The organism is Candidatus Effluviviaceae Genus V sp. (genome assembly GCA_014728125.1).
Lineage (GTDB): Bacteria > Joyebacterota > Joyebacteria > Joyebacterales > Joyebacteraceae > WJMD01.
This window is the reverse complement of sequence record WJMD01000135.1, coordinates 21248-46603: the sequence shown is the minus strand read 5'-3', so window position 1 is coordinate 46603 and position 25356 is coordinate 21248. Positions and strand designations below refer to the sequence as shown.

The 25356-nt window shown below is 66.0% G+C and carries 20 protein-coding genes; 18 read left to right on the top strand and 2 right to left on the bottom strand.

The annotated features are described in order from the left end of the window. Positions 1-22 precede the first annotated feature (22 nt). The 16 genes from rpoN to GF405_08495 are packed head-to-tail and all read left to right on the top strand — an operon-like array spanning position 23 to position 15379. Positions 23-1492: an RNA polymerase factor sigma-54 gene (gene rpoN, locus GF405_08570; GenBank protein ID MBD3368206.1), complete on the top strand. Its 1470-nt coding sequence runs from the start codon at positions 23-25 to the stop codon at positions 1490-1492. Positions 1493-1510: 18 nt separating this feature from the next. Next, positions 1511-1756 carry a hypothetical protein gene (locus tag GF405_08565; protein MBD3368205.1) on the top strand — a complete coding sequence of 82 codons (246 nt, stop codon included), beginning with the start codon at positions 1511-1513 and terminating at the stop codon, positions 1754-1756. Then, positions 1735-2664 carry a lipoyl synthase gene (lipA, locus tag GF405_08560; GenBank protein MBD3368204.1) on the top strand — a complete coding sequence of 310 codons (930 nt, stop codon included), beginning with the start codon at positions 1735-1737 and terminating at the stop codon, positions 2662-2664. Before GF405_08565 ends, lipA begins: the two co-directional genes overlap by 22 nt. Beyond that, positions 2661-3191 carry a ribosome-associated translation inhibitor RaiA gene (raiA, locus tag GF405_08555; protein ID MBD3368203.1) on the top strand — a complete coding sequence of 177 codons (531 nt, stop codon included), beginning with the start codon at positions 2661-2663 and terminating at the stop codon, positions 3189-3191. Before lipA ends, raiA begins: the two co-directional genes overlap by 4 nt. Next, complete coding sequence (hprK, locus tag GF405_08550; GenBank protein MBD3368202.1) at positions 3188-4189, top strand: HPr(Ser) kinase/phosphatase; 1002 nt, start codon at positions 3188-3190, stop codon at positions 4187-4189. The genes raiA and hprK overlap by 4 nt, the downstream gene beginning before the upstream one ends. Then, positions 4186-4584: a hypothetical protein gene (locus tag GF405_08545; GenBank protein ID MBD3368201.1), complete on the top strand. Its 399-nt coding sequence runs from the start codon at positions 4186-4188 to the stop codon at positions 4582-4584. Before hprK ends, GF405_08545 begins: the two co-directional genes overlap by 4 nt. Then, entirely contained in the window at positions 4544-5089 is a 546-nt protein-coding gene (locus tag GF405_08540; protein MBD3368200.1) for a hypothetical protein, read from the top strand. The genes GF405_08545 and GF405_08540 overlap by 41 nt, the downstream gene beginning before the upstream one ends. 18 nt (positions 5090-5107) lie before the next feature. Beyond that, positions 5108-7291 (top strand): DUF1926 domain-containing protein, encoded by a 2184-nt coding sequence (locus GF405_08535; GenBank protein MBD3368199.1) that lies wholly within the window; start codon positions 5108-5110, stop codon positions 7289-7291. Next, complete coding sequence (locus GF405_08530; GenBank protein MBD3368198.1) at positions 7288-7956, top strand: hypothetical protein; 669 nt, start codon at positions 7288-7290, stop codon at positions 7954-7956. The genes GF405_08535 and GF405_08530 overlap by 4 nt, the downstream gene beginning before the upstream one ends. An 8-nt stretch (positions 7957-7964) precedes the next feature. Beyond that, complete coding sequence (locus tag GF405_08525) at positions 7965-8723, top strand: hypothetical protein (GenBank protein ID MBD3368197.1); 759 nt, start codon at positions 7965-7967, stop codon at positions 8721-8723. Between the two features lies 1 nt (position 8724). Next, positions 8725-8997, top strand: a complete 273-nt coding sequence (locus GF405_08520; GenBank protein ID MBD3368196.1) for an HPr family phosphocarrier protein — start codon at positions 8725-8727, stop codon at positions 8995-8997. Continuing rightward, positions 8961-10778, top strand: a complete 1818-nt coding sequence (ptsP, locus tag GF405_08515) for a phosphoenolpyruvate--protein phosphotransferase (protein ID MBD3368195.1) — start codon at positions 8961-8963, stop codon at positions 10776-10778. Before GF405_08520 ends, ptsP begins: the two co-directional genes overlap by 37 nt. Next, complete coding sequence (locus tag GF405_08510) at positions 10775-11836, top strand: bifunctional phosphoglucose/phosphomannose isomerase (protein ID MBD3368194.1); 1062 nt, start codon at positions 10775-10777, stop codon at positions 11834-11836. Before ptsP ends, GF405_08510 begins: the two co-directional genes overlap by 4 nt. A 51-nt stretch (positions 11837-11887) precedes the next feature. Then, positions 11888-12877 carry an NTP transferase domain-containing protein gene (locus GF405_08505; protein MBD3368193.1) on the top strand — a complete coding sequence of 330 codons (990 nt, stop codon included), beginning with the start codon at positions 11888-11890 and terminating at the stop codon, positions 12875-12877. A 40-nt stretch (positions 12878-12917) separates the two neighbouring features. Beyond that, a complete protein-coding gene (locus GF405_08500; GenBank protein ID MBD3368192.1) occupies positions 12918-14075 on the top strand; it encodes a methionine adenosyltransferase in 1158 nt (385 codons plus the stop codon). 47 nt (positions 14076-14122) lie between these two features. Beyond that, positions 14123-15379 (top strand): adenosylhomocysteinase, encoded by a 1257-nt coding sequence (locus tag GF405_08495; protein ID MBD3368191.1) that lies wholly within the window; start codon positions 14123-14125, stop codon positions 15377-15379. A gap of 105 nt (positions 15380-15484) precedes the next feature. Here GF405_08495 and lptG read toward each other — a convergent pair whose 3' ends face one another. Together lptG and GF405_08485 are read right to left on the bottom strand one after the other, a co-directional pair. Continuing rightward, positions 15485-16558 (bottom strand): LPS export ABC transporter permease LptG, encoded by a 1074-nt coding sequence (gene lptG, locus GF405_08490; protein MBD3368190.1) that lies wholly within the window; start codon positions 16556-16558, stop codon positions 15485-15487. Next, positions 16555-17910, bottom strand: coding sequence for an LptF/LptG family permease (locus GF405_08485; protein MBD3368189.1), 1356 nt, complete (start codon positions 17908-17910; stop codon positions 16555-16557). Before GF405_08485 ends, lptG begins: the two co-directional genes overlap by 4 nt. Between GF405_08485 and sprA the strand changes: the two genes are divergently transcribed. Then, positions 17909-24394, top strand: coding sequence for a cell surface protein SprA (gene sprA / locus GF405_08480; GenBank protein MBD3368188.1), 6486 nt, complete (start codon positions 17909-17911; stop codon positions 24392-24394). The genes GF405_08485 and sprA overlap by 2 nt on opposite strands. Next, complete coding sequence (locus GF405_08475) at positions 24394-25293, top strand: M28 family peptidase (GenBank protein MBD3368187.1); 900 nt, start codon at positions 24394-24396, stop codon at positions 25291-25293. Before sprA ends, GF405_08475 begins: the two co-directional genes overlap by 1 nt. The last annotated feature ends 63 nt before the right edge of the window (positions 25294-25356 follow it).

Below are 25356 nucleotides of genomic sequence, written 5' to 3'. Positions count from 1 at the left end.
GCTGCCCCAGAGGATCACAACCATGGAGATGAAACAGCACGTCGGCATGAAGATGCAGCAGCAGCTCGTCATGACGCCGCGGCTGCAGATGGCGCTGAAGATCCTCCAGGTCTCCACGCTCGAGCTCGAGCAGTTCCTGAAGAACGAGCTTCTGCAGAATCCGCTTCTGGAGCGGCTCGAGGAGGGCGACGAGCCCGAGAGCGAGGAGCAGGAGGAGTCCTCGAGCGAAGAGAGCGGGGACGACGATTCGGGCAAGGAGTCGACGGCCGACTCGGAGTCCGAGCAGGCCGATGCGGGTGAGGACGAGCGTCCGGACGACGCGGGTGACCTCGACTGGGACGACTACCTGGACGACGTCTATTCGCACGCCTACGGACAGAACCTGGCACGTGACGAGGACGACGAGGTCGAACGCGTGCCCGTCGCCGTCGCTACTTTTGAGGACGCGCTGAAGAACCAGCTCCACATGGAGTGCGCCGAGGAGGACATTCTCGGTATCGGCGAGTACATCATCGACGAACTCGACAGCGACGGCTACGTGCGCGACTCCGTCAGCGAGATGGCGGAGCTCCTTCGCGCAGAGCCCGAGAAGGTCGAACGCGCGCTCGAGATCGTGCAGTCGCTCGACCCGCCGGGGATCGCCGCGCGCGACATCGAGGAGTGTCTTCTCAATCAGCTCAGTCGCAAGGACATGGGCGACAGTCTGGCCGCCCGCGTGGTCATGGAGGCCTTCGACGACCTCAAGGCGTGCAAGCATGACCAGATCCGGCGCAGGCTGGGGGTGACGACCGACGAGCTGAGAGAGGCCATCAACATCATCTCGAAGCTCAACCCGCGCCCGAGGACCGACCCGACGCTTCCCGATCCGGCCTATATCACCCCCGATCTCGTCGTGGAGGAGGTCGACGGAGAGTACGTGGTCTACCTCAACGACTCGCACATCCCGCGCGTGCGGATCAGCCCGACCTATCGCAGGGCGCTGGCCGACGGCGCCAGCGGAGAGGGACGCGACTTCATATCGAAGAAGCTCAAGGCCGCGCGCTGGATCGTCCAGAGCATAGAGAACAGGCGGCGGACGATGGTGCGCGTCATGGAGTCGATCGTGCGCGCTCAGCGCGGCTTCTTCGAGAAGGGTGTATCTGCGCTCAGGCCTTTGACCCTGCAGCAGATCGCGGATGATGTCGGCATGCACGAGTCGACGGTCAGCCGGGTGACCCGCGGCAAGTACGTCCAGACGACCAGGGGCACCCTCGAACTCAAGTACTTCTTCTCGAGCGGCATCAAGACGCGGGACGGGACGGAGATGTCCTCCAAGGCCGTCAAGGACGCGATGCGGGAGATCATCAGCAAGGAGGACAAGCACAAGCCGCTCTCCGACCAGAAGATCGCCGGTGAACTCAAGAGAATCGGATTCACCATCTCGCGCCGAGCGGTCGCCAAGTACCGCGACCAGATGAACATACTCCCGGCGCGGCTGCGCAAGGAGATATGATCGAATGCAGGAGGTACCATGGTGAAGGACGTCGTGCTCGATGCGACCGAGTCCGACGCGGAGGAGTTCACTGTCTCGTTCTGGAAGGTCGACGTCGGGGGAGCCGTGAAGCGGGGCGACGAGCTCGTCGTCCTTGAGTCGACCGAGGAGAAGACCGCCCTCGCCGTCCGGTCCCCGTTCGACGGTACGGTGACGTCGGTAGTCGCTGGAGAGGATGAGACCGTCAGACAGGGTGACGTTCTGTGCAGAGTGGAGACCGGTTGAGAGAACGACCGAGACTACCTTCCTGGCTGACCAAACCGCTGTCGGATCCCGCGCGTGTGCGGGCCGTCCGTCAGACGCTGGCCCGATGTCATCTCAACACCGTCTGCGACGAGGCGAAGTGCCCCAATCGTGTGGATTGCTTCACGCGGGGCACCGCGACGTTCATGGTTCTCGGTGACGCGTGCACGCGGGACTGCCGTTTCTGCGCGGTGCGGCACACGACGCCCGTGAGCGTCGACGATGATGAGCCCGAGAGGGTCGCCGAGGCGGCGCGCTTGCTCGGCCTCTCTTTCGTTGTGCTCACCTCGGTGACCCGGGACGACCTCCCGGACGGGGGCGCCGGTCACTTCGCGGCTACGGTCGATGCGGTGCGCCGCGCTCTCCCGCAGGCCGGCATCGAGGTCCTCGTTCCGGACTTCCATGGCAGCAGGGAGTCGATCGACAGGGTGCTGGACCCTGGTCCCGACGTCTTCGGACACAACGTCGAGACCGTCTCGAGGCTCTACGCAGCGGCACGTCCTGAGGCGGACTACGCGCGAACACTGTCGGTTCTGAGATACGTTGCTGAGATGCCACACGCACCGATCGTGAAATCGGCCATGATGCTCGGTCTGGGCGAGACGACGTCGGAGATCGAGTCGACGCTTCGGGACCTCCGGACCGCGGGGGTCGAGATACTCTGCCTGGGACAGTACCTGAGTCCCTCCGATGTGCATCTTCCGGTCGAGCGGTTCGTTCCGCCCGAGGAGTTCGACCAGCTGGCCGACCTGGCCCGTGACATGGGGTTCGCTGCGGTGGCCTCAGGCCCGTTCGTCCGCAGCTCGTATCTGGCCGATGAATCGGCGGCCAGGGCACGTGACGAGAGAACTACCCAGACGACCTTCGCCCGGCGAAAGGAGCACGCATGAGAGTTCTGGTCACGGCGCGGCACTTCGACCTGGATCCGGCGCTCAAGACATATGTCAACGAGAAGGCCGAGCATCTGACCAGGTACTTCGACCGCATCGACGAGGCGCACGTCGTCCTCGAGGCCGAGGGGCATCGGCGGATCGCCGACGTCACGGTCCACGCCTCGAGGGTGATCGTCTCCAGCGAGCAGGAGGCCGAGGACATGCGGTCGGCCATCGACCTGGCGTTCGAGAAGGTCGAGCGGCAGATCAGACGCCACAAGGAGCGTGTCAGGAACAGAAAGGGAGCGACGCCCACGGCGGAGGCCGCGAGAGCGCTCGACGGGGCTGCCCCGCGGACGATCGGCGTGGCCTCGGAGCAGCTGGGCGAATCGCCGATGACACCGGAGGAGGCGCTCGCATCACTGGATGAGCTCAAGGTCGGCTTCCTCGTCTTCCTGAACTCAGAGACGAACTCGCTGAACGTCATCTACAGACGAGACGACGGAGACTACGGTCTCGTCGAACCCAGGGGACAGGCAGAGTGAGCGATCAGGCCGAAGCGACAGGGGCGAGCGGCGGAACCACGAACGTAGGGCAGCTCCTCGAGAGCGTTCGCGGCCGCGTCGAGCTCAAGCTGGTTGCCGGGACGACAGAGGTCGTCCGCGACATCACGAGCGCCGAGATCCACAGACCGGGGCTCTTCCTCGCCGGCTTCGAGGAGGGCTACGAGCCGGACCGCATCCAGGTCCTCGGCGGGCAGGAGATGGCCTATCTGGCGTCCCTGGAGGCCGACGAGCGACGTCGCTCACTCTCGCGTCTGCTGACGAGGTCGCTCCCGTGCGTCATCGTGGGAGACGGAGCCCGGGCGGGCGAGGAGCTTGTGGAACTCGCCGGAGAGCGCGACGTCCCGGTCTTCGAGAGCCCGGTGCCGGCGGCGCGTCTGGCCCGGCAGATCGGAGCGATGCTCGAGGACCTGCTGGCGCCCTCGACGACGATCCACGGTACGCTGGTCGACGTCTACGGCGTCGGTATGCTCTTCACCGGCAAGTCGGGGATCGGCAAGAGCGAGTGTGGACTCGACCTCGTCGAACACGGGCACCGCCTGGTGGCCGACGATGTCGTGCAGGCGTTCCGCACGCCGCAGGGGTATCTGGTCGGCACCGGTTCAGACCTTCTCAGACACTACATGGAGATCCGGGGCGTCGGCATCATCGACGTGCGGTCGATGTTCGGCGTCAGAGCGACACGGCAGAAGAAGCGCATCGAAATGCAGGTCAACCTCGTCCGGTGGGCCGAGCTCACAGACTACGAGCGTCTCGGCTTCGAGGACGAGATGACCGAGATCCTCGGCGTGAGGATCCCGGTCGTCGCGCTCCCCCTCGTGCCGGGGAAGAACATCACCGTCATCTCCGAGGTGATCGCGCTCAACCATCTTCTGAAGCTTCGCGGCGTCCATCCGGCCCGTGAGTTCGACCAGCGACTCAAGGCGCTCACGATGGCGAAGGGCCGCGCCGACAGGATCCTACGGAGCGACAGCGAATGAGCGACCTTCCGAAGAAGACCGGCTGTGTCATCGTGGCGCACGGGAACGTGGCGAAGTGCTTCATGGAGGCCGTCGAGGGTATCCTCGGCACCCAGTCGCACTGGACGGCGGTGACGAACAGCGGACTGGGACTCAAGGAGCTCAAGAGAACCGTCACGAACTCGATCGACGAGCTGTGTGAGACGTGTCGTGTCGTTGTACTGAGCGACATGCCCGGTGGCAGCTGCCATCACGTCTGCCAGGAGATCGCGCGGGAGAGAGACGACGTCAGAACGCTCTCGGGCGTCAATCTGATGATGCTCCTCGAGTTCTTCGTGAAGCGGGACCGCCACGACGTCGACGAGCTGGTCGGTCTTGTCATGCAGCGCGGGCGCGACGCCGTCCGGATGCTCTAGAGGAGGCGCGGTGCCCGTCATTCTCGCCCGCATCGACGACAGGCTCATCCACGGTCAGGTGACGGTGGCGTGGGGCGGATGGCTCGAGCCCGACCGCATGGTTCTCGTCAATGACGAGGTCGCGACCACTGAATGGCGACGCGAACTCTACGCCGAGGCGGACAGCCTCGGCGCAGCCGTGTCCGTGATGACCAAGGCCGAGTTCCTCGAGGCGGCGTCGGCGGGCCGCTGGGCGTCCCAGCGCGTGATCGTCATTGTCGAGACGCCGGCCGACATGCGGGACCTGATCGAGGGCGGCTTTCGACCGGAGACCGTCAATGTCGGCGGAATGCACTTCTCACCCGGCAAGAGGGAGATCCTGTCGTACGTCTACGTCGATGACGTCGACGTCGAAGCCATGCAGAAGATCATCGAGGAGGGCGTCGAGCTGACGGCGCAGGATGTGCCGCAGTCGCAGCCTGTCGACATGGCCCGAATGCTCTCCGACGCATCGAGCACCGACTAGAAAGGCGGGAGGCCAACGGTGAAGCGGACCACCCTCATCCTCTGCATCCACAATCACCAGCCGGTCGGCAATCTGCCGCACGTCTTCGAAGAGGCGTACGAGAAGGCCTACAGACCGTTCCTCGACGCTCTGGAGCGACACCCGGGCGTCAGAATGGTCCTGCACAACACCGGTCCCCTCCTGGAGTGGTACGAGGAGCACGCCCCGGAGTACATCGACCGCGTGAGAGCGCTGGTGGAGAGCGGACAGGTTGAGCTCCTGACGGGCGGCTTCTACGAGCCCATCCTGTCGGGCATCCCCTCGCGCGACGCCGAGGGACAGATCCGCATGCTCACGGAGTACACGGAGCGGGTCTTCGGCGTCCGTCCGCGCGGTATGTGGCTGGCGGAGCGCGTCTGGCAGCCCGATCTTGCCGCGACGATCCGCAGCGCCGGCGTCGAGTATCTCCCGCTGGACGACTACGAGTTCCGCCTCGCGGGTCTCTCGGACGATGAACTGACGGGGGACTTCATGACGGAGCACGAGGGCGGCACGGTGCGCGTCTTTCCGATCAGCAAACGCCTGCGATATCTCATACCGTTTCAGGACCCCGAGGAGACACTCCGGCACATGAGGGATCTCGCCGACCGTGGGTTCGGGCTCACGGCCGTGTTCGGCGACGACGGCGAGAAGTTCGGCATCTGGCCGGGAACCTACGACCACGTTCACTCCGGAGGCTGGCTCGAGCGCTTCCTGGAGGCTATCGAGGGTGCCTCGGACTGGCTCGAGACCGCCACCTTCGCCGACGTCATCGACCGCTGCGAACCCAGGGGGCGGGTCTATCTGCCGACATCCTCCTATCCCGAGATGATGGAATGGGCTCTACCGACGCCCGCGCGGCGCACCTACGCCCGTCTGCTCAGGGAGGTCGACGAGAGCGGCAGGGGAGACGAGTGGCGACCGTTCCTGTCGGGCGGTATCTGGAAGAACTTCCAGACGAAGTACGAGGAGTCGAAGCTGATGACCCGCAAGATGTGGCGCGTCAGCGACAAGCTCCTCGAGGCCGAACGGTCCGGCGGCGGACAGGACGTTGCGCGCGAGCTCGGCGAGGAGACGAGGGCACACCGGGGCACGCCGACAGCGGAGGATATGAAGGGGGCCAGGACGGAACTCTGGCGCGGGCAGTGCAACTGCGCGTACTGGCACGGCGTCTTCGGAGGGCTCTACCTCCCGCATCTGCGTTCGGCGGTGTTCGAGCATTTGATCCGGGCCGAGAACCTCCTGGAGGAGAAGCGCGGCACGTCCTGGGACGCACTCGACGTCCTCGACCACGACCTCGACGGGCGCGACGAGGTTCTCATGGAGACACAGTGGGCCAATGTCTACGTGTCGCCCGAGCGAGGAGGCTCCATCTTTGAGCTCGACCTGCGGCGCGAGGGCGTCAACCTGCAGGCCACGATGGGACGCTACGAGGAGGCGTACCACGAGGACCTCCGGCAGGCGTCTCACGACGACGGGGAAGACGGTACGGTCAGCATACACGACGTGGTACGGGCCAAGGAGAAGGGGCTCGAGGCGTTCGCGCATCCGGACGATCATCCGCGCTGGTCGGCGTTCGACCGTGTGCTCGCGCGGGACGCGGGCCCCGACTCGATGGACGATCCCTCGTCGGACCTCGGCGACTTCGTGGGAGCCGCCTACGATTGCTCGCCCTGCCGCGACGGCGGGCGGGTAGCCGCGTCACTTTCGACGAACGGCTTCGTCCACGACGGCGGTCTCGTGCTGCCGGTGGCCCTCGAGAAGACCATACGGCTCAGCGTCGAGGGGGAGCTCACCGTCGAGAACGTCCTGAGCTCGGACGCCGACCTCGACCTTCGCTTCGCATCGGAGTGGAACCTGGCCTTCCTGACCGGCCACGGCGACTACTCGACCGTCTCGGCAGGGGGCGGGCCGGTCGCGCTCGACGAGCCGGTCACGTTCGAGGAGACCGGCGGGGTGCGCTTCATCGACAGGCTCCGGGGCTTCGCGCTCGACATGAAGCTCTCGCCTGAGGCGCAGGTGTGGGTGCGTCCGCTCGAAACGGCCAGTCAGTCCGAGGGCGGCTTCGAGCGCGTCTTCCAGGGCGTCACCGTCTGGTTCGTCCGGCCGCTGCGGGCACGGGGCGGGGCGCCGCAGGAGTTCGAGATCACCATTTCCACCAGCAGGCTCCGGGAGGAGACGTGAGTCCGAACGTCGCGTTCGGTCTGATCCTGTTGGGCGGAGCCCTGTCGCTCGATACGACGGCCTTCCTGCAGGTGATGGTCTCACAGCCGATCGTCAGCGGGGCTCTGGCCGGCTGGATCGTGGGAGACCCGGTCCTCGGCCTCGTCCTCGGCGCGGTGCTCCAGCTCGTGTGGATCGGTGTGCTTCCGGTGGGAGCCACACCGTTCCCTGACACGGCGCCGGCAACGGTCGCGGCCGTAGGCGCCGCGGTGACGATCTCGAACGGTCTTCCTCCCGGTGCCTGGGCTGTTGCCATCGCGCTTCTCATCGCCCTGGCAACGGGTATCGCGGGACAGCGTGCGATCCTCATGCTCCGGCGCCTCAATGTCCGCCTGGCGGAGCGCGCGTTCGAGGGGGTGGAGCGGGGTAACACCGCGGCGGTCGGGACGTCCGTTGCGGCCGCGCTCGCGGCCCGTTTCGGAGCCGGCTCTCTCCTGACGGCCGCGGCTCTCGGGATCGCCTGGGCCGCGGCGCCGGCCGTGCCGTCCGGTGGAGGAGCCCTTCCGCTGGCCGTCTGGGCGGCCCCGCTGGCGGCCGCAGGAATCGCCGGCGTCGGCCGCCAGAGCGAACGGAACGCCGTCGGGGTCGGACTCCTCGCCGGGCTGGTCCTTCTCATTCTCGTGTAGGAGGGTGCGTGGCTGACAGACACTGCGGCATGCGGCTCCCCCTGGGACTGAGGCTGGCGATCTTCCTTCGGTCGTTCCTGCTCCAGTCCGTCTGGAACCCTCAGGGGATGCAGCACGTCGGATTCTGCTTCGCGCTCCTCCCGGTCGCGTCGAGGAAGAGCGACGAGGAACGGAGGGCCTTCGCGAAGCGCCATCTGGAGTTCTTCAACTCGAATCCCGTGCTCGCGTCGTACGTCCTGGGCGCCAGCGCGGCGGCCGAACTGACCGCCGACGATGCTCAGTGCATCGAGGTCGTCCACCTCAAGCGGAGCCTCGTCGGTCCGCTCGGCATGGCCGGCGACGCGCTCTTCTGGGGGGCGCTCCGCCCTCTGGCGGGGCTGGCCGCCGTGCTCGTCGCAATCGGAGGCGGGCTGTGGGCGCCGCTGCTCTTCCTGGCGGTCTACAACGTCCCGCATCTGGCGCTCAGGTGGCGCGGTCTTGGCCGGGGAGCCGAGCGCGGTCCCGGCGCGGCGCGCGAGCTTCTGGGACCGGTCTACCGGAGTACCGTCAGACGGCTGCGGCTCTCGGTGGCCTTCCTGGCGGGCCTCACGGCCACAGCCGCCGTCGGGCTGGGACAGGGGGCGACGACACCCAGAGCGGCCGTCGCGCTCGTCTTCCTCGCGGCCGGGTTCATCGGGGCGAGGGTCCACATCCCGGCGTCCCTTCTGGGAACAGCGGGGGTGCTCTGCGGGCTGATCCTGGCACTGACAGGAACGATAGGGGGGTAGCTTGGTCGAGCGGACTGTCGTGCTCGCGAGCGTGCACGGGCTTCACGCCCGGCCGGCCGCGGAGTTCGTCAAGCTGGCGTCCCGCTTCGAGGCGGACGTCAAGCTCAGAAAGGACGACCTGACGGTCGACGGGAAGAGCATCATGGGCGTCATGATGCTCGCGGCCGAGATGGGAAGCCGTCTGACGCTGATCATCGACGGAAGCGACGAGTCGCAGGCACTCGAGGAGCTGGCTCGATACCTCGAAACGAACACAGAGGAAGAGGGCACGTGATCGATCTGAGCGGCATAGGAAGGGCAAAGGTCATCCAGGGCATTCCGGCCTCGCCGGGGATCGTCATCGGACCGGCGTTCATCCTCGACACCGAACGGCCTCACGTCGAGGAGGAGACCATCCCCGAGGACGAGATCGAGAACGAGGTCGAGGCCTTTCAGAGCGCACTCGACGAGACGAGACTCGAGGTCCGGAAGTTGAAGACCGAGCTCGAGGACGAGATCGGCGAGCGCAAGGCGCGCATCTTCGATGCGCACCTCATGATGCTCGAGGACTCGATGATCGTCGAGGGCACCGTCAAGCGGATCCGCGAGACGAGATCGAGCGCCGCCCTCGCCTTGACCGAGGCCGTCGGGCACATCATCACCGCGATGAAGCGGGCCGACGACGAGTACCTGAGAGACCGGATCTACGACATCCGCGACCTCGAGCGGCGGCTCCTGATGAAGCTCCTGGGGAAGAAGCCGAAGACGATACGTCACCTCGATCACGACGTGATCGTGCTCGCACACCAGCTGGCCCCCACGCACACGGCGGCCATGCACAAGGAACGCGTCATCGGCTTCGCGACCGAGGCGGGGGGCAAGACGTCCCACGCCGCCATCATGGCCCGGTCGCTCGAGATCCCCGCCGTGGTGGGGCTCCACGAGGCGACCGGCTTCATCCGGCAGGGCGAGCGTATCATCGTCGACGGGACGTCCGGCGCGCTCGTCCATGACTACGACGAGGCCGTGCTCGCGTACTACGAACAGAGGAAGCGTGAGTTCGAGGAGTTCGAGCGGGAGCTTCTGAAGTTCGCTGAGTACCCCGCCGAGACGAAGGACGGCCGACGGTTCAAGCTGAGGGCGAACATCGAGATCCCCGAGGAGGTCGACTCGGTCATCTCCCACGGGGCCGACGGGATCGGCCTCTACCGGACAGAGTACCTCTTCATCGCCCGCGATACCCTGCCGGACGAGGAGGAACAGTACGAGGCCTACCGCTCGGTCGTCCAGGCGATGGCGCCCTCAGAAGTGGTCATCCGCACGCTCGACGTCGGTGGTGACAAGTTCGGCGCCGGGACCGAGGAGGGGAGCGAGGCCAACCCGTTCCTGGGATGGCGCGGCGTCCGCTACAGCCTCTCGCATCCCGACCTCTTCATGACCCAGCTCCGGGCGGCGCTGAGAGCGAGCGCGCACGGTTCGGTGCGCATCATGTTCCCCATGATATCCTCGGTCGGTGAGGTCAAGGACGCGGTGCAGGTCCTCGAGGCGGCGCGTCAGGAGCTCCGCTTCAAGCGCGTCCCGTTCGACGAGAAGGTGCCGGTCGGGATCATGATCGAGACCCCCGCCGCCGCGACGGTCGCCGACACGCTGGCGGCCGAGGTCGACTTCTTCTCGATCGGTTCGAACGACCTCATTCAGTACGCCCTGGCGGTCGACCGCGGCAACGACCGCGTGGCCTATCTCTACGACCAGTATCATCCGGCGGTCCTCAGGCTGATCTCCCAGACCGTTCAGGCCGCGCGGCGCCACAGAACGGGCGTCGGGCTCTGCGGAGAGATGGCGGGTGATCCGCTGGCTGTGCTCATCCTCATCGGCCTCGGGATCGACGAACTCTCGACCAGCCCTCGGATGCTGCCGGAGATCAAGAGCATCGTCCGGTCGATCACGTATTCGTTCGCCCGCAAGGTGGCGGGCCGCGCGCTCAAGATGAAGAGCGGGCCTGAGGTCCGGCGCTATCTCGAGCAGATCCTCCTGAAGCGGTTCCCGCGCATCAGCGCGACGGAGATGATATCGTGACCAGGCTGGACAACAGAGAGCACATCGAACGCAACGACCCCGACGGCATGCTTGGCCACATCATGTCGTTCGGGGATCATCTGAGGACCGCGGGCAGGACCGCGGGCGGCGCGCTTGCCGGCATGTCCATCGAGCGTCCCGCTGCGGTCGTCGTGGCGGGCATGGGAGGCTCGGCCATCGCGGGCGACCTCATCAGGGGGGCGCTCGCTGACCTTCTTTCTGTGCCGATGAGCGTCGCGCGGGGATATGTTCTGCCCGCGTTCGTCAAGCGGGATACTCTCGTCGTCGCGTCGAGCTACTCGGGCAATACGGAGGAGACGCTCTCCGCCCACGCGGACGCGGTCGCACGGGGGGCCAGGGTCGTCTGCATGACCACGGGAGGCAGGCTCGCGGAACTCGCGGATGCGAGGGGCGAGCCGGTGGTTCCGCTCGCTGCGGGTCTACCGCCGCGCGCGGCGCTCGGGCACGGCCTGGCATCGCTGCTCAGCGTGCTGGCGGCGGCCGGGCTGACCGCCGACCCATCGGACGAGCTCGCGTCGATGGCGTCGGCAGCCGATTCGGCTGCAGCGCGCTTCGCTCCCGAGGTGCCGTCGGACTCGAACGGGGCGAAGGGGCTCGCGGTCTGGCTGGACACGGGCGTCCCGGTCGTCTACGGCGCCGAGCCGCATACTGCGGCCGTCGCCACGCGATGGGTTGGCCAGCTCGCGGAGAACGCAAAGACGGTCGGACACGCGAACGTGCTCCCTGAGATGAATCACAACGAGATCGTGGGATACGGCGATCGCAGAGCACTGGGCGGCATGCAGCGGGTCGTGTTCCTGAGGGACGCGGACGACCACGAGCGGATCGCCCGGAGAATTGCCATCACGGCCGACGTGCTCTCGGAGGAGGGGGTTGAGAGCCGCGAGGTGCGGAGCTTCGGCGACACGCGCCTGGGCAGACTCGTCTCGCTCGTCCTTGCCGGAGACTACGTGAGCGTCTATCTTGCGGCTCTCCGGGGCATCGATCCGACACCGGTCGAACCGATCGACCGTCTCAAGCGGGCGCTGTCCGAGTGACCTGCCGCGCCCGAGGGGGACCTGTGAGCACCACGCCATGAGAGGAGCGCCATGAAAGCGATCATACCTGTCGCGGGCATCGGAACCCGTCTGAGACCGCACACCCACACGATCCCGAAGGCTCTCGTTCAGGTAGCCGGAAAACCGATCCTCGGACACATACTCGACGAACTCGTCCCGCTGGGGGTCGAGGACGTCGTGCTGGTGACCGGCTATATGGGCGACAGGGTGCGCTCCTACATGGAGCAGGCGTACGCCGACCTCAACGTCTGCTACGTTCATCAGGAGGAGCGACAGGGACTCGGACATGCGATCTTCCTGACGCGCGAGTGCATCGGCGACGAACCGGTCCTGATCATTCTCGGGGACACGATCGTCACGGCAGACTACTCCGCGCTCCTGTCGGACGAGCGAACGCTCATCGGCGTCAAGGAGGTCGAAGACCCGACACGCTTCGGCGTCGTGGAGGTCGAGGACGACATGGTGCAGGGCCTCGTCGAGAAGCCCGACGTTCCGCCCAGCAATCTGGCGATCGTCGGCCTGTACAACATCGCCGAGACGGGAGCACTCTTCGACGGACTCGCCGAGATCATCGACCGCGGCATCACGACGAAGGGCGAATACCAGCTGACTGACGCTCTCCGCATCATGCTTGAGGCCGGGATCGAGATGGGGACGTTCGAAGTAGAGGGTTGGTATGACTGCGGTCTGCCTGATACTCTACTGGAGACCAATCGATTTCTCCTGGAGCGCTCGGGCGGCAACGGCTCGGGCGTCGCCGGGGAAGACTCGGTGATCATCCAGCCTGTGTCGATCGACCCGACGGCCGTCATATCGAGGTCGATCGTCGGACCGTTCGTGTCGGTGGCGGCCGGATCGAGGATCACCGACTCAGTTGTGCGAGACAGCATCCTGAACGCGAACGCCGAGGTGGAGCGCAGCCTGCTCGACAGGTCGCTCATCGGCGAGGGCGCGCTGGTGCGGGGGCACTACCAGCGCCTCAACGTAGGCGACTCATCGGAGATCGTCATCGGCGCGTGACGGAACGGACCACGTGGCGGTAGGGAGAACGGAGGGAACGTTGGAGAAGCACCTGTTCACATCGGAATCCGTGACGGAGGGGCATCCGGACAAGGTCGCCGACCAGATATCGGACGCCATTCTCGACGCTGTACTGAAGGACGACCCCGAGGGCCGCGTCGCCTGTGAGACGCTCGTCGCGACGGGGTTGGCTTTTGTGTCGGGCGAGATCTCGACGAGCGGGTATGCCGACATACCGTCGATCGTGCGCGACACGATCGAGCGCATCGGCTACACGGAGGCGAGCTACGGGTTCGATCACGAAACGTGCGCCGTCGTGACGTCGATCAGAGAGCAGTCTGCCGACATCTGGTGCGGCGACGACTCGGGACATGCCGTCTCCGGGGGAGGCGCAGGCGATCAGGGAATGATGTTCGGATACGCGACGAAGGAGACCGAGGAGTACATGCCGGTTCCGATCAACCTGGCCCACAAGCTGTCGCGCAGACTGGCGAAGGTCAGGAAGGAACGGATCCTGGAGTACCTCAGGCCGGACGGCAAGACCCAGGTGACGGTCGAGTACGAGAACGGGAAGCCGACGCGGGTCGATACCGTGGTCGTCTCGACGCAGCATGACCCGGACGTGACGCTGGCTGAGCTCAAGGACGACATCGTCGAGAAGGTCGTGCGGCCTGTTCTGCCGTCCGGGATGGTCGACTGGGACCGCCTGAACGTGCATGTCAACCCGACGGGCCGCTTCGAGAAGGGCGGACCGCACGCCGACTGCGGACTGACGGGACGGAAGATCATCGTCGACACGTACGGCGGCGTCGGGAGCCACGGCGGCGGAGCGTTCTCCGGCAAGGACCCGACGAAGGTCGACCGGTCGGCCTCGTACGCAGTGCGGCACGCTGCGAAGAACATCGTCGCGGCCGGGTTGGCGGAGAAGTGTGAGCTTCAGGTCGCCTATGCCATCGGCGTTCCCGAACCGGTCTCGGTCATGGTCGACGCCAAGGGGACCGGGGCGGTCTCCGATCGGGAGCTCAACGAGATCGTCAGGAAGCACTTCGACCTCAGACCCCGCGCCATCATCGAACGACTGGATCTGAGACGGCCCATCTTCAGCAGAACCGCCGCGTACGGGCACTTCGGCCGGGACCACGACGATTTCACGTGGGAGCGGCTCGACATGGTCGACGACCTCAAGCAGGGCTGCTGAGTCGTCGGCTGCCCCATCGCAGCCTCACAAGGGAAACGGAGCACTTGATGAAGCACGACATCGCCAGCAGGGATCTCGCCGACGCGGGACGCTTCCGAACGGAGTGGGCCGCCCAGAGCATGCCGGTCCTCCAGAGCATCAGGGAGCGCTTCACGGCCGAGAGGCCCCTGGACGGCATTACGATCGGCGCATGTCTCCATGTGACGACCGAGACGGCCAATCTCATGATCGCGCTCAAGGCCGGCGGGGCCACCGTGGCGCTCTGCGCCTCGAATCCCCTGTCGACGCAGGACGACGTCGCGGCCCATCTCGTCGAGCATCACGAGATCCCGGTCTTCGCCGTCAGGGGAGAGGACAACGACCGGTACTACGATCACATCAGGGCGATCCTCGACATGAACCCGGACATCACGCTCGACGACGGCGCCGACCTGGTCTCGACGATCCACCAGGAGCGGACCGAACTCATCGACAGCATGCTGGGGAGCATGGAGGAGACGACGACCGGTGTCATCCGGCTCAAGGCCATGGAGCGCGACAAGGAGCTCAAGGTTCCGATCATCGCGGTCAACGACGCCAACACGAAGCACATGTTCGACAATCGCTACGGCACCGGACAGAGCACGCTGGACGGCGTTCTCAGGGCGACGAACGCGCTGCTGGCCGGCTCGACGTTCGTCGTGGCCGGCTACGGATGGTGCGGTCGCGGCCTGGCGCATAAGGCGCGCGGGATGGGGGCCAACGTCATCGTGACGGAGGTCGATCCTCTCAAGGCACTCGAGGCGGTCATGGACGGCCTCCGTGTCATGCCGATGGACGAGGCCGCTCCCGTAGGCGATGTGTTCGTCACTGTGACCGGCGACATCCGCGTCATCGCGAGGCGCCACTTCGAGGCGATGAAGGACGGAGCGATCGTCGCCAACTCCGGGCACTTCGACGTGGAGATCGACCGGGAGGCTCTCCAGTCGCTGGCGAAGAACGTCGAGACGCCGCGCGAGTCGGTCGAGACGTACATCATGGCCGACGGGCGGCGCATCAACCTTCTGGGACAGGGGCGGCTCATCAACCTCTCGTCCGCGGAGGGGCATCCGGCGTCGGTCATGGACATGAGCTTCGCGAACCAGGCCCTCTCGTCGGAGTTCCTCGCCAAGGCCGACGAGAAGCTCCCTGTCAGGGTCCACGGCGTGCCGGCCGAGATCGACGCCGAGGTCGCGCGCCTGAAGCTCGAGGCGATGGGGATCGAGATCGATACCCTGACCGACGAGCAGCGGGAGTACCTGGCGTCCTGGACGGTCGGCACCTGACGGAACCGATCCAGTCGGACTGCAGGCACGGGGCGGCGGCCGGCACGGCCGCCGCCCCGTCGCGCGTTCCGGGCATGGAGAGAGACGGCGGGGTGGCCGGAGTATCTACTTGGGGGTTCTGACAAGCAGGTAGACGCCGAGGATCCCGAAGATGATGTTCGCCATCCAGGCCGCGAGCCAGGGCGGGAGAATGGTCTCCTCACCGAGGACCTGGCCGATCTGGATGACGCCGTAATAGACGAATGAGATGGCGAGCGCGGAGGTGAAGGCGATGGCGAAGCCGCTTCTGCGCGTTCCGGCGGCGAGCGGCGCTCCGAGGAGGGTCATGATCAGCGTCACGAACGGGAACGCGATCTTCAGACGAAGCTGGACCTCGAGGTCACGGGGGTCGTTGCCGCCGGCGCGAAGCCGCGCGATGTAGTCGCGAAGATCGAGGTACCCCATCTCCTCGGGCTCCACGGGCCGAGCCGCCAGTTCCTCGGGGGTCGGCTCGTCACCGGGCAGCGGCACGCGGTCGAACGAGCGTATGGTCTCCTCGCCGTCCTCGAAGCGGCGAACGGACCCCCCCTCCAGCACCCAGCGGTCGCCCGTCCAGCGTGCCAGCGGAGCGTCGATGCGTCGCGTCGGCAGATGCCCCTCGCCGAACTCCTCGTAGGTCACATCCTCCATCGTGCCGCTCCGGAGGTTGAAGCGTCGAGCGAGCAGCACGTTCCCATCGGGGTACATGTAAATGAGGTCGGTGCGGATCATCCGGGACGGCTTCCTGTCGATCGTCTGCTCCTCGATGTCGAGTCTGCGCTGGGTTGCGGGCGGCAGCAGCTCCTCACCGACGACGAGTGTGACCAGACTCAGGCAGAGAGCCAGCAGGAGGACGGGAGCGAGGATCCGGTAGAGACTGACCCCCGACCCCTTCATGGCCATGATCTCGTTCTTCCGCGACAGGCGTCCCAGTGCCAGGAGCGTGGCCAGCAGCATGGCGACCGGCGCTGTCAACACGATGATCATCGGCGTGTAGTAGAGGTAGTAGAGTCCGACGAGCTGGACCGGCACGTCGTTGTCGATGAACCTGTTGGCGTGGTCGAAGAGGTCGACGAGGATGAAGATCCCCACGAACGTCACGAACACGAGGATCAGAGGAAGCGCGATCTTCCGGAGTATGTAACGATCCAGGAGCTTCATCGCTCATCCTCCACCGGGCGGGACGGCCGCGGAGGTCGAAGCACGAAGTCGATCACGCGCATGAGGGGACGCATGCGCCACTCGAACGATACGGCGAGGGTCAGGAGCGCGCCCAGTCCGCCGAAGATGATGTTCGGCGCCCACATCGCCCACACCGGAGAGACGATGCCGCGGTCTCCGAGCTGCTCGCCTCCGATCAGGAACAGGTAGTAGATCAGGAAGAAGAGGATCCCGATCCCAGCGCCGATGCCGACGCCTCCGCGGCGGCTCCTGATGCCGAGGGGGGCTCCGACCAGGACGAAGACGATGCATGAGAACGGGATCGAGAGCTTCTTGTGATACTCTACCTGGAAGCTCCGGATCCGCTTCATGCTCGTCTGGATCTCCCGGACCGCCTCGTCGATGTCGACGCCGGCGCCGACCGCGCCCTCGCGGAGACTCCGGCCGATATCGGGCGTGAGAGCGATCTCGGGAAGCGAGGGCAGGTCCCCGGCCGCCGAGCCGACCAGTTCCGCCAGCCGTTCCCTGGCGCGCTCGGCGTCCGAGCGGTTCCTCTCGATGCGCTCGGCGAGCTCTTCGAGCGACAGCTCGCGGTCGCCGCGTCTCGAGGAGTCGCTCCTGCTGAGTGTGCCGCCGGACTCGACGACGTTGATCGCGTGGCGGTCGAATACCAGTCGGTTGTAGCGCGTCGGATCTTCAGGGTCGAGCTCGTGGATCTCGCCGTCCATGAGCTCGATCTTCAGCAGGTCGCGCGACGGGACGGTCGACACGACGCCGCTTTCGGATATGATGGTCTGAACGGGCTTCTCACCCTCGAAGCGGTGGATCCGGACGTCGAAGATCTCGTTGGTTCCGCGGTCGATCTCCGAGACGAGGATCATGTAGCCGCCCGGAAGCTCGGTCAGCACGCCCGGCTCGATGGTCGCGAGCGGTCTGACCTTGTGGATGTCGACAAGGAGCGTCTTGAGCCGGTGGTTGGCCGTCGGAAGGAAGGCGTTTCCGAACGTGAAGAGCCCCGCCGCGACGAGGACGGAGGCCGCGAGCACGGGGAGGATCAAACGGAACACGCTCGTTCCGGTGGCCCGGAGCGCCGTGATCTCGTTGTCGCCGGCCAGTCTGCCGAAGGCGGTAAGGACGGCGACCATCACGGCCATGGGTACGGCGAGCAGCGTCATCCACGCCAGGCTGAGTCCGAAGGCCTCCAGTACGGCGAGGAGCGGCACGCCCTTCTTGATGAAGAGCTCCAGATAGTCGACCAGAAAGTCCATCGAGAGCACGAAGTAGAAAATGGCGAGACCGGCGAGGGCCGGAACAACGTGTGCTCTCAGTACGTAACGGGACAGGATCCGCATGGTGTCCGTTCGTGTGAAGGCCGGTCGCACAATGGGCACAACCTGCGGCGAAACTCCAGTGAATCGTTGGCAACGCCAGCAAACAAGGTATACTACCACCAATCGCAAGTCCACAAGACCGATGTCCCCGGCGGGTGCGCCCGCGGGGTCATCGGAGCCCACTGGACCTGAGGAACGCCGAGTGCCCACGACGAGCCGCCGAAGCAATCCGCTCTCCGCCTGCGCCGTGCTCTGTGTGACGGTGCTGGCCGTCGCATGTTGGGCGCTCCCTGCCCTCTCTCAGGGGTCCGGTGAGGCGGTTCCAGACAGCGTCTTCCCGAACGCCGCGACACCCGATTCGACGACCGCCGGGGCGAGTGATTCGACCGCGGCGCCGCCCGACACGACGGCAGCGGTCCTTCCCGGCGGGGCCGTGACGGCACAGCCCGATACGGCGGCTGTGCTGCCCGACAGCTCTTCCGCAGCGTCTCCCGACACCGCTGCAACTGCTGTCACGGACAGCTCGGCGTCCATCTCCCTCGACCGGTCTGGAGCGGAGCAGTCTCTGGAATCCGCCCCTCAGGACTCGGCGCCCGGCGTCGCGCCGGCCGACACGCTTGCTCGGGAGCAGCTCCCGGGGGCTCAGGCGGCCGACAGCACGGCCGCCGCGGCCCCGGACACGGCGCGCCCGCCCGTCGAGCGGCCCTCCTACGAACTGGGAGTCGGGCGCCTCCTCGAACGCCCCGCTGAGTTCCTCAGGCCCTGGGACCTGTCGCGGACCGGCACCGGCGTGGGGCTGAGACCCCGTAGGGTGTCGTTCCCGGATGCCCTTCCGTCGTCGGCCCCCGTCGACCGTCGCGTCCTCCTCAAGCGCGACCTGTCGTACACCGTTCTGGAGCTCAAGCCCTCCGGGTTCCCCGGCTACGTGATGTACGCCGCGCCGCGCGACGAGTTCCAGAAGCTCGCCGGCGACATGGCCGTCCGGAGAACCTGGCGGAACACGGTCCTGACAGGGCTTCAGAGAGCCCAGACAGACGCCCCCGGAGGCCTTCTCGACATCGACATCCCCATGCCGCTTCCAGGTCCTTTCGTGCGGGCGATCGGACCCGGCGCCAACCTGAAGGTCCGCGGCAGCGAGCGCATCACGTTCGGCGGGCAGACGAGCTACGTCGTCGAGGCACTCGAGCAGGAGTCCGGCAGACCGTCGCGGTTCCCGCAGCTCGACATGGAACAGCAGCTGACGGTCAACCTCGAGGGCACGATCGGGCGGAAGATCCATGTCTACGTCGACCACAGGAGCGGCGGCGACGCTTTCGGGACCGGCAAGACCAACCAGATCCGCGTCCACTACGACGGCGACGAGGACGAGATCATCCAGAAGATCGAGCTCGGCGAGGTCAATCTGTCGATCCCCGGAACGGAGTTCGTCAGCTACAGCGGGCGGCACGAGGGTCTCTTCGGCGCGAAGATGACCGCGAAGATGGGCAAGTTCGATCTGATCGCGATCGCCAGTAAGGAGGAGGGCGAGTCGTCGGGCGCGAGCTTCACCGGCACCTCGGAGTCCGATTCGCTCGTCATCGACGACATACGGTACATGTCCGACAGCTTCTTCGCCGTCGATGAAGAGGCCCTGAAGTACTCGAACGTCTACCTCGAGGAGATCAGCGTCTACGTCGACGACCGGAACGGTGCCAACGACATCGAGACGGGCGCCGAGCCCGGCGTCGCCTATCTAGAGGACCCCACCACACCGGCATCGCCGCCGGACGGCCCGCGCCAGCGGGGGATGTTCGACGAGCTCATCGAGCTCGAGGACTACCTGGTCGACTACCAGAGCGGCATCATCGAGTTCGAGCGCTCGCTCCAGACGGGCCGCGTGTTGGCGGTCAGCTACCGACTCAACGGCGGCGTCGCCGTGGGCGGCAGCGACGGCGACTCGCTTCGTCTCAAGATGATCCGGAGCGACGAACGCGTCACCGGAACCGAGTGGGAACCGATTCGCCTTCACGAGCTCAAGAACGTCTACGACCTCGGCGCCGAGGATATCCCCGAGGAGGGCTTCGAACTGACGATCCGCAAGCGGACGCCCTCCGGTGAGATCCTCGACACACAGGACGGGACGCCGTACATCGAGATCCTCGGCCTCGACACGGCCGGGGTCGGCGGCGTCGGCGACCCCGACGGTATCGTCGACCTCGAGTGGATCGACTTCGAGAAGGGCTATCTCATCTTTCCGCACTTCACGCCGTTCTGTCCCGAGTTCGACACGACCGGCTTCTACTATCCGGAGGGTGAGCCCGACGACATCTACACCGCCGACGAGCTCGAGGAGAAGAACTGTCTCGTCTATTCGGAGGAGAACTTCGACGCCGGCGACGACATCTACTTCATCGAGGTCGGCTACAATCGTCCGCGAACGACCTTCTACCTGGGCAACATCAACATCATCGAGAACAGCGAGGTCGTGCGTCTGAACGGCGTGCGACTGACGTCGGGCGTCGACTACACGATCTACTACCCGGCAGGGCAGCTGACCCTCCTCTCGGACGAGGCCAAGGAGCCCGACGCGCGCGTGACGGTCGAGTACGACTACAAGCCGTTCGGCCTGACGGGGGAGAGCACCCTCCTGGGAACGCGCGGCGTCTACAACTGGAGTGAGAACGTCGTCCTGGGGTCCACCTGGATGTACCAGAGCAAGGGGACGCCCGAGGACCGCCCCCGTCTGGGGGAGGAACCGTCCAGGACGGTCGTCGGCGACGTCAATGTCAACGCCCAGTTCCAGCCGAGGATCATGACGACGCTCGCCGACATGGTGCCGTTCGTCGACACGGACGCGGAGTCGCACCTCAAGATCGCCGCAGAGGCGGCGGTCTGCCTTCCCAATCCGAACACGAAGGGCTTCGTGTCGATCGACGACATGGAGGGAACCGAGGACATCTACATGCTCGGCGTCTCGAGGAAGACCTGGACGCCCTCGAGCCTACCGGCGACCGGAGACGTCCTGGCCGTCGACCGCATGTCGATCGACTGGTACAACCCCGACAGAAAGGTCCGTGAGGGCGACCTCTTCCCGGATCTTCCCGACGAGGAAGCGAACGACATCAGGACCGTCCTCGAGATCGATCACGAATCGTCCGGGCTCGGGTCGTGGGCCGGTCTGATGCGTCTGCTCTCGAAGACCGGCGACGACTACTCCGAGTCGGAGTTCATCGAGGTGTGGGTCAACGACAACGGCTCGCGTCAGGGTCTCATCCACGTCGATCTGGGAACGCTGAACGAGGACTACTATCCCCTCTTCGAGGAGCCGAACGGCGAACTCGACACGGAGGACGTCGATCGCAACGGGTTCGACGCCGACGAGGACACCGGTCTCGACACGGTCTTCGGGGACGACGAGGACTGGTCTCCGGGAGATGCGGACGACGGCTACGACGACTACGACTTCGAGTACGGCTCCGATGACTACTCCCGGATCAACGGGTCCGAGGGAAACGAGCGGCTCGACACGGAGGACCTGAACGGCAACTTCTACCTGGACACCGACAACAAGTACTGGCAGCTGACTGTCGATCTGTCCGATACGTCGACCTACCTTGTTCAGGACAACAGCGTGGCGCCCGTACCCGCCGACAAACGGACGAACTGGCGGCTCTACCGGATCCCGCTGGAGGACGCGTTGTCGGTGAACGGCATGAACGACTGGACTGTCATCAAGTCGGCGCGTATCTGGTTCGAGAACCTGCCGGTCGGCGGCGAGCCGATCATGCTCGGAGGCGTCGACATCGTCGGGAACAACTGGTTGGCGGGGCCGATCCGGGACGAGGACGGCGAGATCGTGCCCGAGGCCGAGCTCGGCGACATGGCCTTCCGCATCACCTCCAAGAACACCAAGGAGGACCTCGACTACGTGCCGCCGTTCGACCCGGGCGTCGACGAGGAGACCAACCTCCCCAAGCGCGAGGGGTCGCTGGTCCTTCTCTACAGCGACATCGAGGGCGGCCACACGGCGTCCGCGACACAGAACTTCTTCAGCGAGGAGAACTACACCGGCTACCAGTCGCTCGAGTTCTACGTGCACGGTGAGAGCGTGACCGAGGGCGGAGAGGAGGACGTCGACGACGGAACCGAGTTCTTCCTGCGGATAGGCGCCGACTCGCTCAACTACTACGAGTACAGCCTCGAGCTCCGGCCGGGGTGGTATCAGGACTCCGGGAGCACCGCGACGAAGCTGTCGATCCCCTTCACCAGCTTCACGAACCTCAAGCTGGACGCGTACGCCGAGCAGGACACTGCGTGGGCCTGGGGAGACACCTCGAGGATTCAGCGCGAGCGCTTCACACGTGTCGGCGCGCCCTCGCTGTCCCGCGTCAGCCAGCTGACCATCGGTCTCCGGAACGCGAATGAGGGACCGCTCGCCGATGAGATCTCGGGGGAGATCTGGCTGGACGACATCCAGCTCGGGGAGGTCTGGAAGGAGATCGGCTGGGCTGAGAGGGCGACCATAGACGCGCGGTTCGCCGATCTCGCGACGTTCAACTTCGACCTCAGGCACGTGGACGGCAACTTCCACTCTCTCAAACAGGAGCGCGGCAGCGGCCAGGACAACCTGTCGTACAACATGACGAGCACGGTCAACGCCGACCGGTTCGTCACCGGGCTCGGAGTCTCGCTGCCCGTCAACATCCAGTGGAAGCGACAGGTCACCGAGCCGCGCTTCTCAACGGGTTCGGACGTCGTGCTCTCCGAGGAGCAGAGCAACGATGAACGGACCATCGTCAAGGACCGGAGCATCTCGGCATCGCTCTCGAGACGTCGGCAGTCTCCCGGGTTCTGGACGCACCTGCTTCTGGACGGCCTCTCGCTCTCCGCGTCGGCCGCCGACCACGTGCGGACGTCGCCGACGAGGAACGACACGTCGACGACGCTGCGCGCCCGCGCCTCGTACCGCTACTCGCCGGAGCGGACCGGCATCCGGCTCTTCCGCGACACCGAGCTCTTCCTCAAGCCGAGCTCGGTTCGTTTCACGGCGTCGACGCATCTCATCCATACCCTCGCGTACGACGTAGACGTGGAAGGCGTTCAGAGCAAACGGACCGACAACTACGACAAGAAGCTCGACGCCAGCGGGAACATCGACTTCCAGTTCCTCGAGAACCTGCGGACGTCGCACGGCGTCACGGTCAAACGTGACCTGGCGCAGGAGAACAGGCCCGTGAGCGGGATCAACATCGGCGTCGAGACGCAGCGCCAGTACAACAACAGCCTCTCGTTCAGCCCGCGCTTCGGAAGCTGGTTCTCGCCGGAGTACAGCTTCTCGTCGAGCTTCACGGACAATCACGGGCCCGAGGCGCGTGGAGCCAACGATCCGCCGGACGCCCGCGACATCCGCGGCACGACGAGCCAGGAGATCCGGACGAGCCTGGACCTCAAGCGCCTCTTCGGCGGTTCGGGCAGTTCGGGCAGGAGCAGGCCGCGTCGGCCGCGGCGCGGCGAAGAGGACAACGACGAGCAGGAGGGCGAGGACGACGGGGACGGCGATGAGGACGAGGGCGGAGCGAGCATCGGTGACCTCGTCTCGCCGGTACTCTACGTCTTCAGGAACATGGACGCGATCGACGCCCGCTACTCCATGCGGTGGAGTTCGAGGTTCGACGGCATCCGGAGCGCCGACATGCCGGGATGGGACTACCGCCTGGGCCTCGCCAAGGGCGAAGGGGCCGACGACCGCACCGAGGAGACGACGCTCACCCTCGACTCCGGGATCAAGCTGACAAGGGACGTCCGCATCAAGGGAAGCTACCGGAGGACGGTCGACGGGCGGTGGTACAAGAACACGGTCTCGGACACCGTGGACCTGTTCACGCAGACCGAGTCGATGACGGAGTCCACGAAGGGCTCGCTGTCGTGGTCGGGGTTCGAGAAGGTCGGCCCGCTCAAATCGATCTTCAAGTCCGCCCGGGCGCGAAGCGGCGTGGAGTACAAGAGGAACTACTCGGGCCCGGTGGGCGAGCCCTCGACCGAAGGCAACGCGCTCGTCCTGAACCCGATCATCTCAGTCGACATGACGTTCCAGAACGGACTCTCCGGGAGCTTCACCTGGGACCGGAGACGCTCGACGAACTACAGCCTCTCCGGGACAGGCTCCGTCACGCGGGAGATCAGCGGTTCGACGAGCCTGACGCTCAACTACCGCTTCTCGGCACCCCAGGGGCTCAAGCTCCCGTTCTTCGGCCAGAAGCTCCGCTTCCAGAGCAATCTCGACTGCTCGCTGACCCTCCGGACGGGCTCGAAGCTCACGAAGACGGCCTCGGACGAGGCGTCGCTCGACCAGGTCGACCCGACGGCCGACACGAGCGACTTCTCGATCACGGGTGATGCGACCTACAGCTTCTCCCGCAGCGTCTCGGGAGGCCTGCAGGTCAGCTTCGCACAGAACCGCGACGAGAAGCGCGACCAGACGCGCCGGACGATCGGCGTCCACCTGACGGCGGAGTTCAAGTTCTGATGCGTCTCACGAGAGCGGTCGCGCCGCTTCTGGTCACCGCGATACTGCTTGGAGGATGCGGGGAGCGTCCGTCGTTCGACGGCGAAGCCGCACACGAGCTCATCGCTGAGCAGTGCGCTCTCGGTCCAAGATACCCCGGGAGTGAGGGGCACGCGGCGATGATCGACTGGTTGACGGGGAGGCTCCGTCCGCTGGCCGACGAGGTCGCGGTGCAGCGCTTCTCGGCCCCGTTCTTCGGCGAGGAGACCGAGCTTGTCAACGTCATCGCCTCCTTCAGACCGACGGAGCGGGAGAGGGTGCTCCTCGGCGCCCACTACGACACGAGGGCCGTCGCAGACCGGGACCCTGACCCGGAGGCCAGGCTGACCCCGATACCCGGAGCGAACGACGGCGGTTCAGGTGTGGCCGTGCTCGTCGAGCTGGCGCGTCTCCTCTCAGAGACGCCGCCGGACATCGGCGTCGACATGGTCTTCTTCGACGCCGAGGACGGGGGAGACGGCGGAGGCTTGGACGCGTGGTGCGTCGGCTCGACCCATTACGCCCGGCACCTCGGCGGCTACTGTCCCCGATACGCCGTCGTCGTCGACATGGTCGGCGATGCCGATCTGGCCATCCCGATCGAGTCGAACTCGAGGGCTGCAGCACCGCAGGTCGTGCGGCGCGTATGGGACGCCGCGGCCGGGGTCGGAGCCGACAGCTTTCTCGACGAGAGCGGCCCGTTCGTCTTCGACGACCACATTCCCCTCATTCGCGCCGGCATACCGACGGCGCTCGTTATCGACTTCGACTACGAGCACTGGCACACGCTCGAGGACACGCCGGACAAGTGCAGCCCGGCGAGCCTGGCCGAGGTCGGCTCGGTGCTCGTCGAGCTGGTCTACGGGGCCGCCGACCGCTGAGCAGTCGCTCACACCGCCGCGTCCGACCGGTCGCTCCGTTTGTGCCCGCTTCGTCCCGGCCGG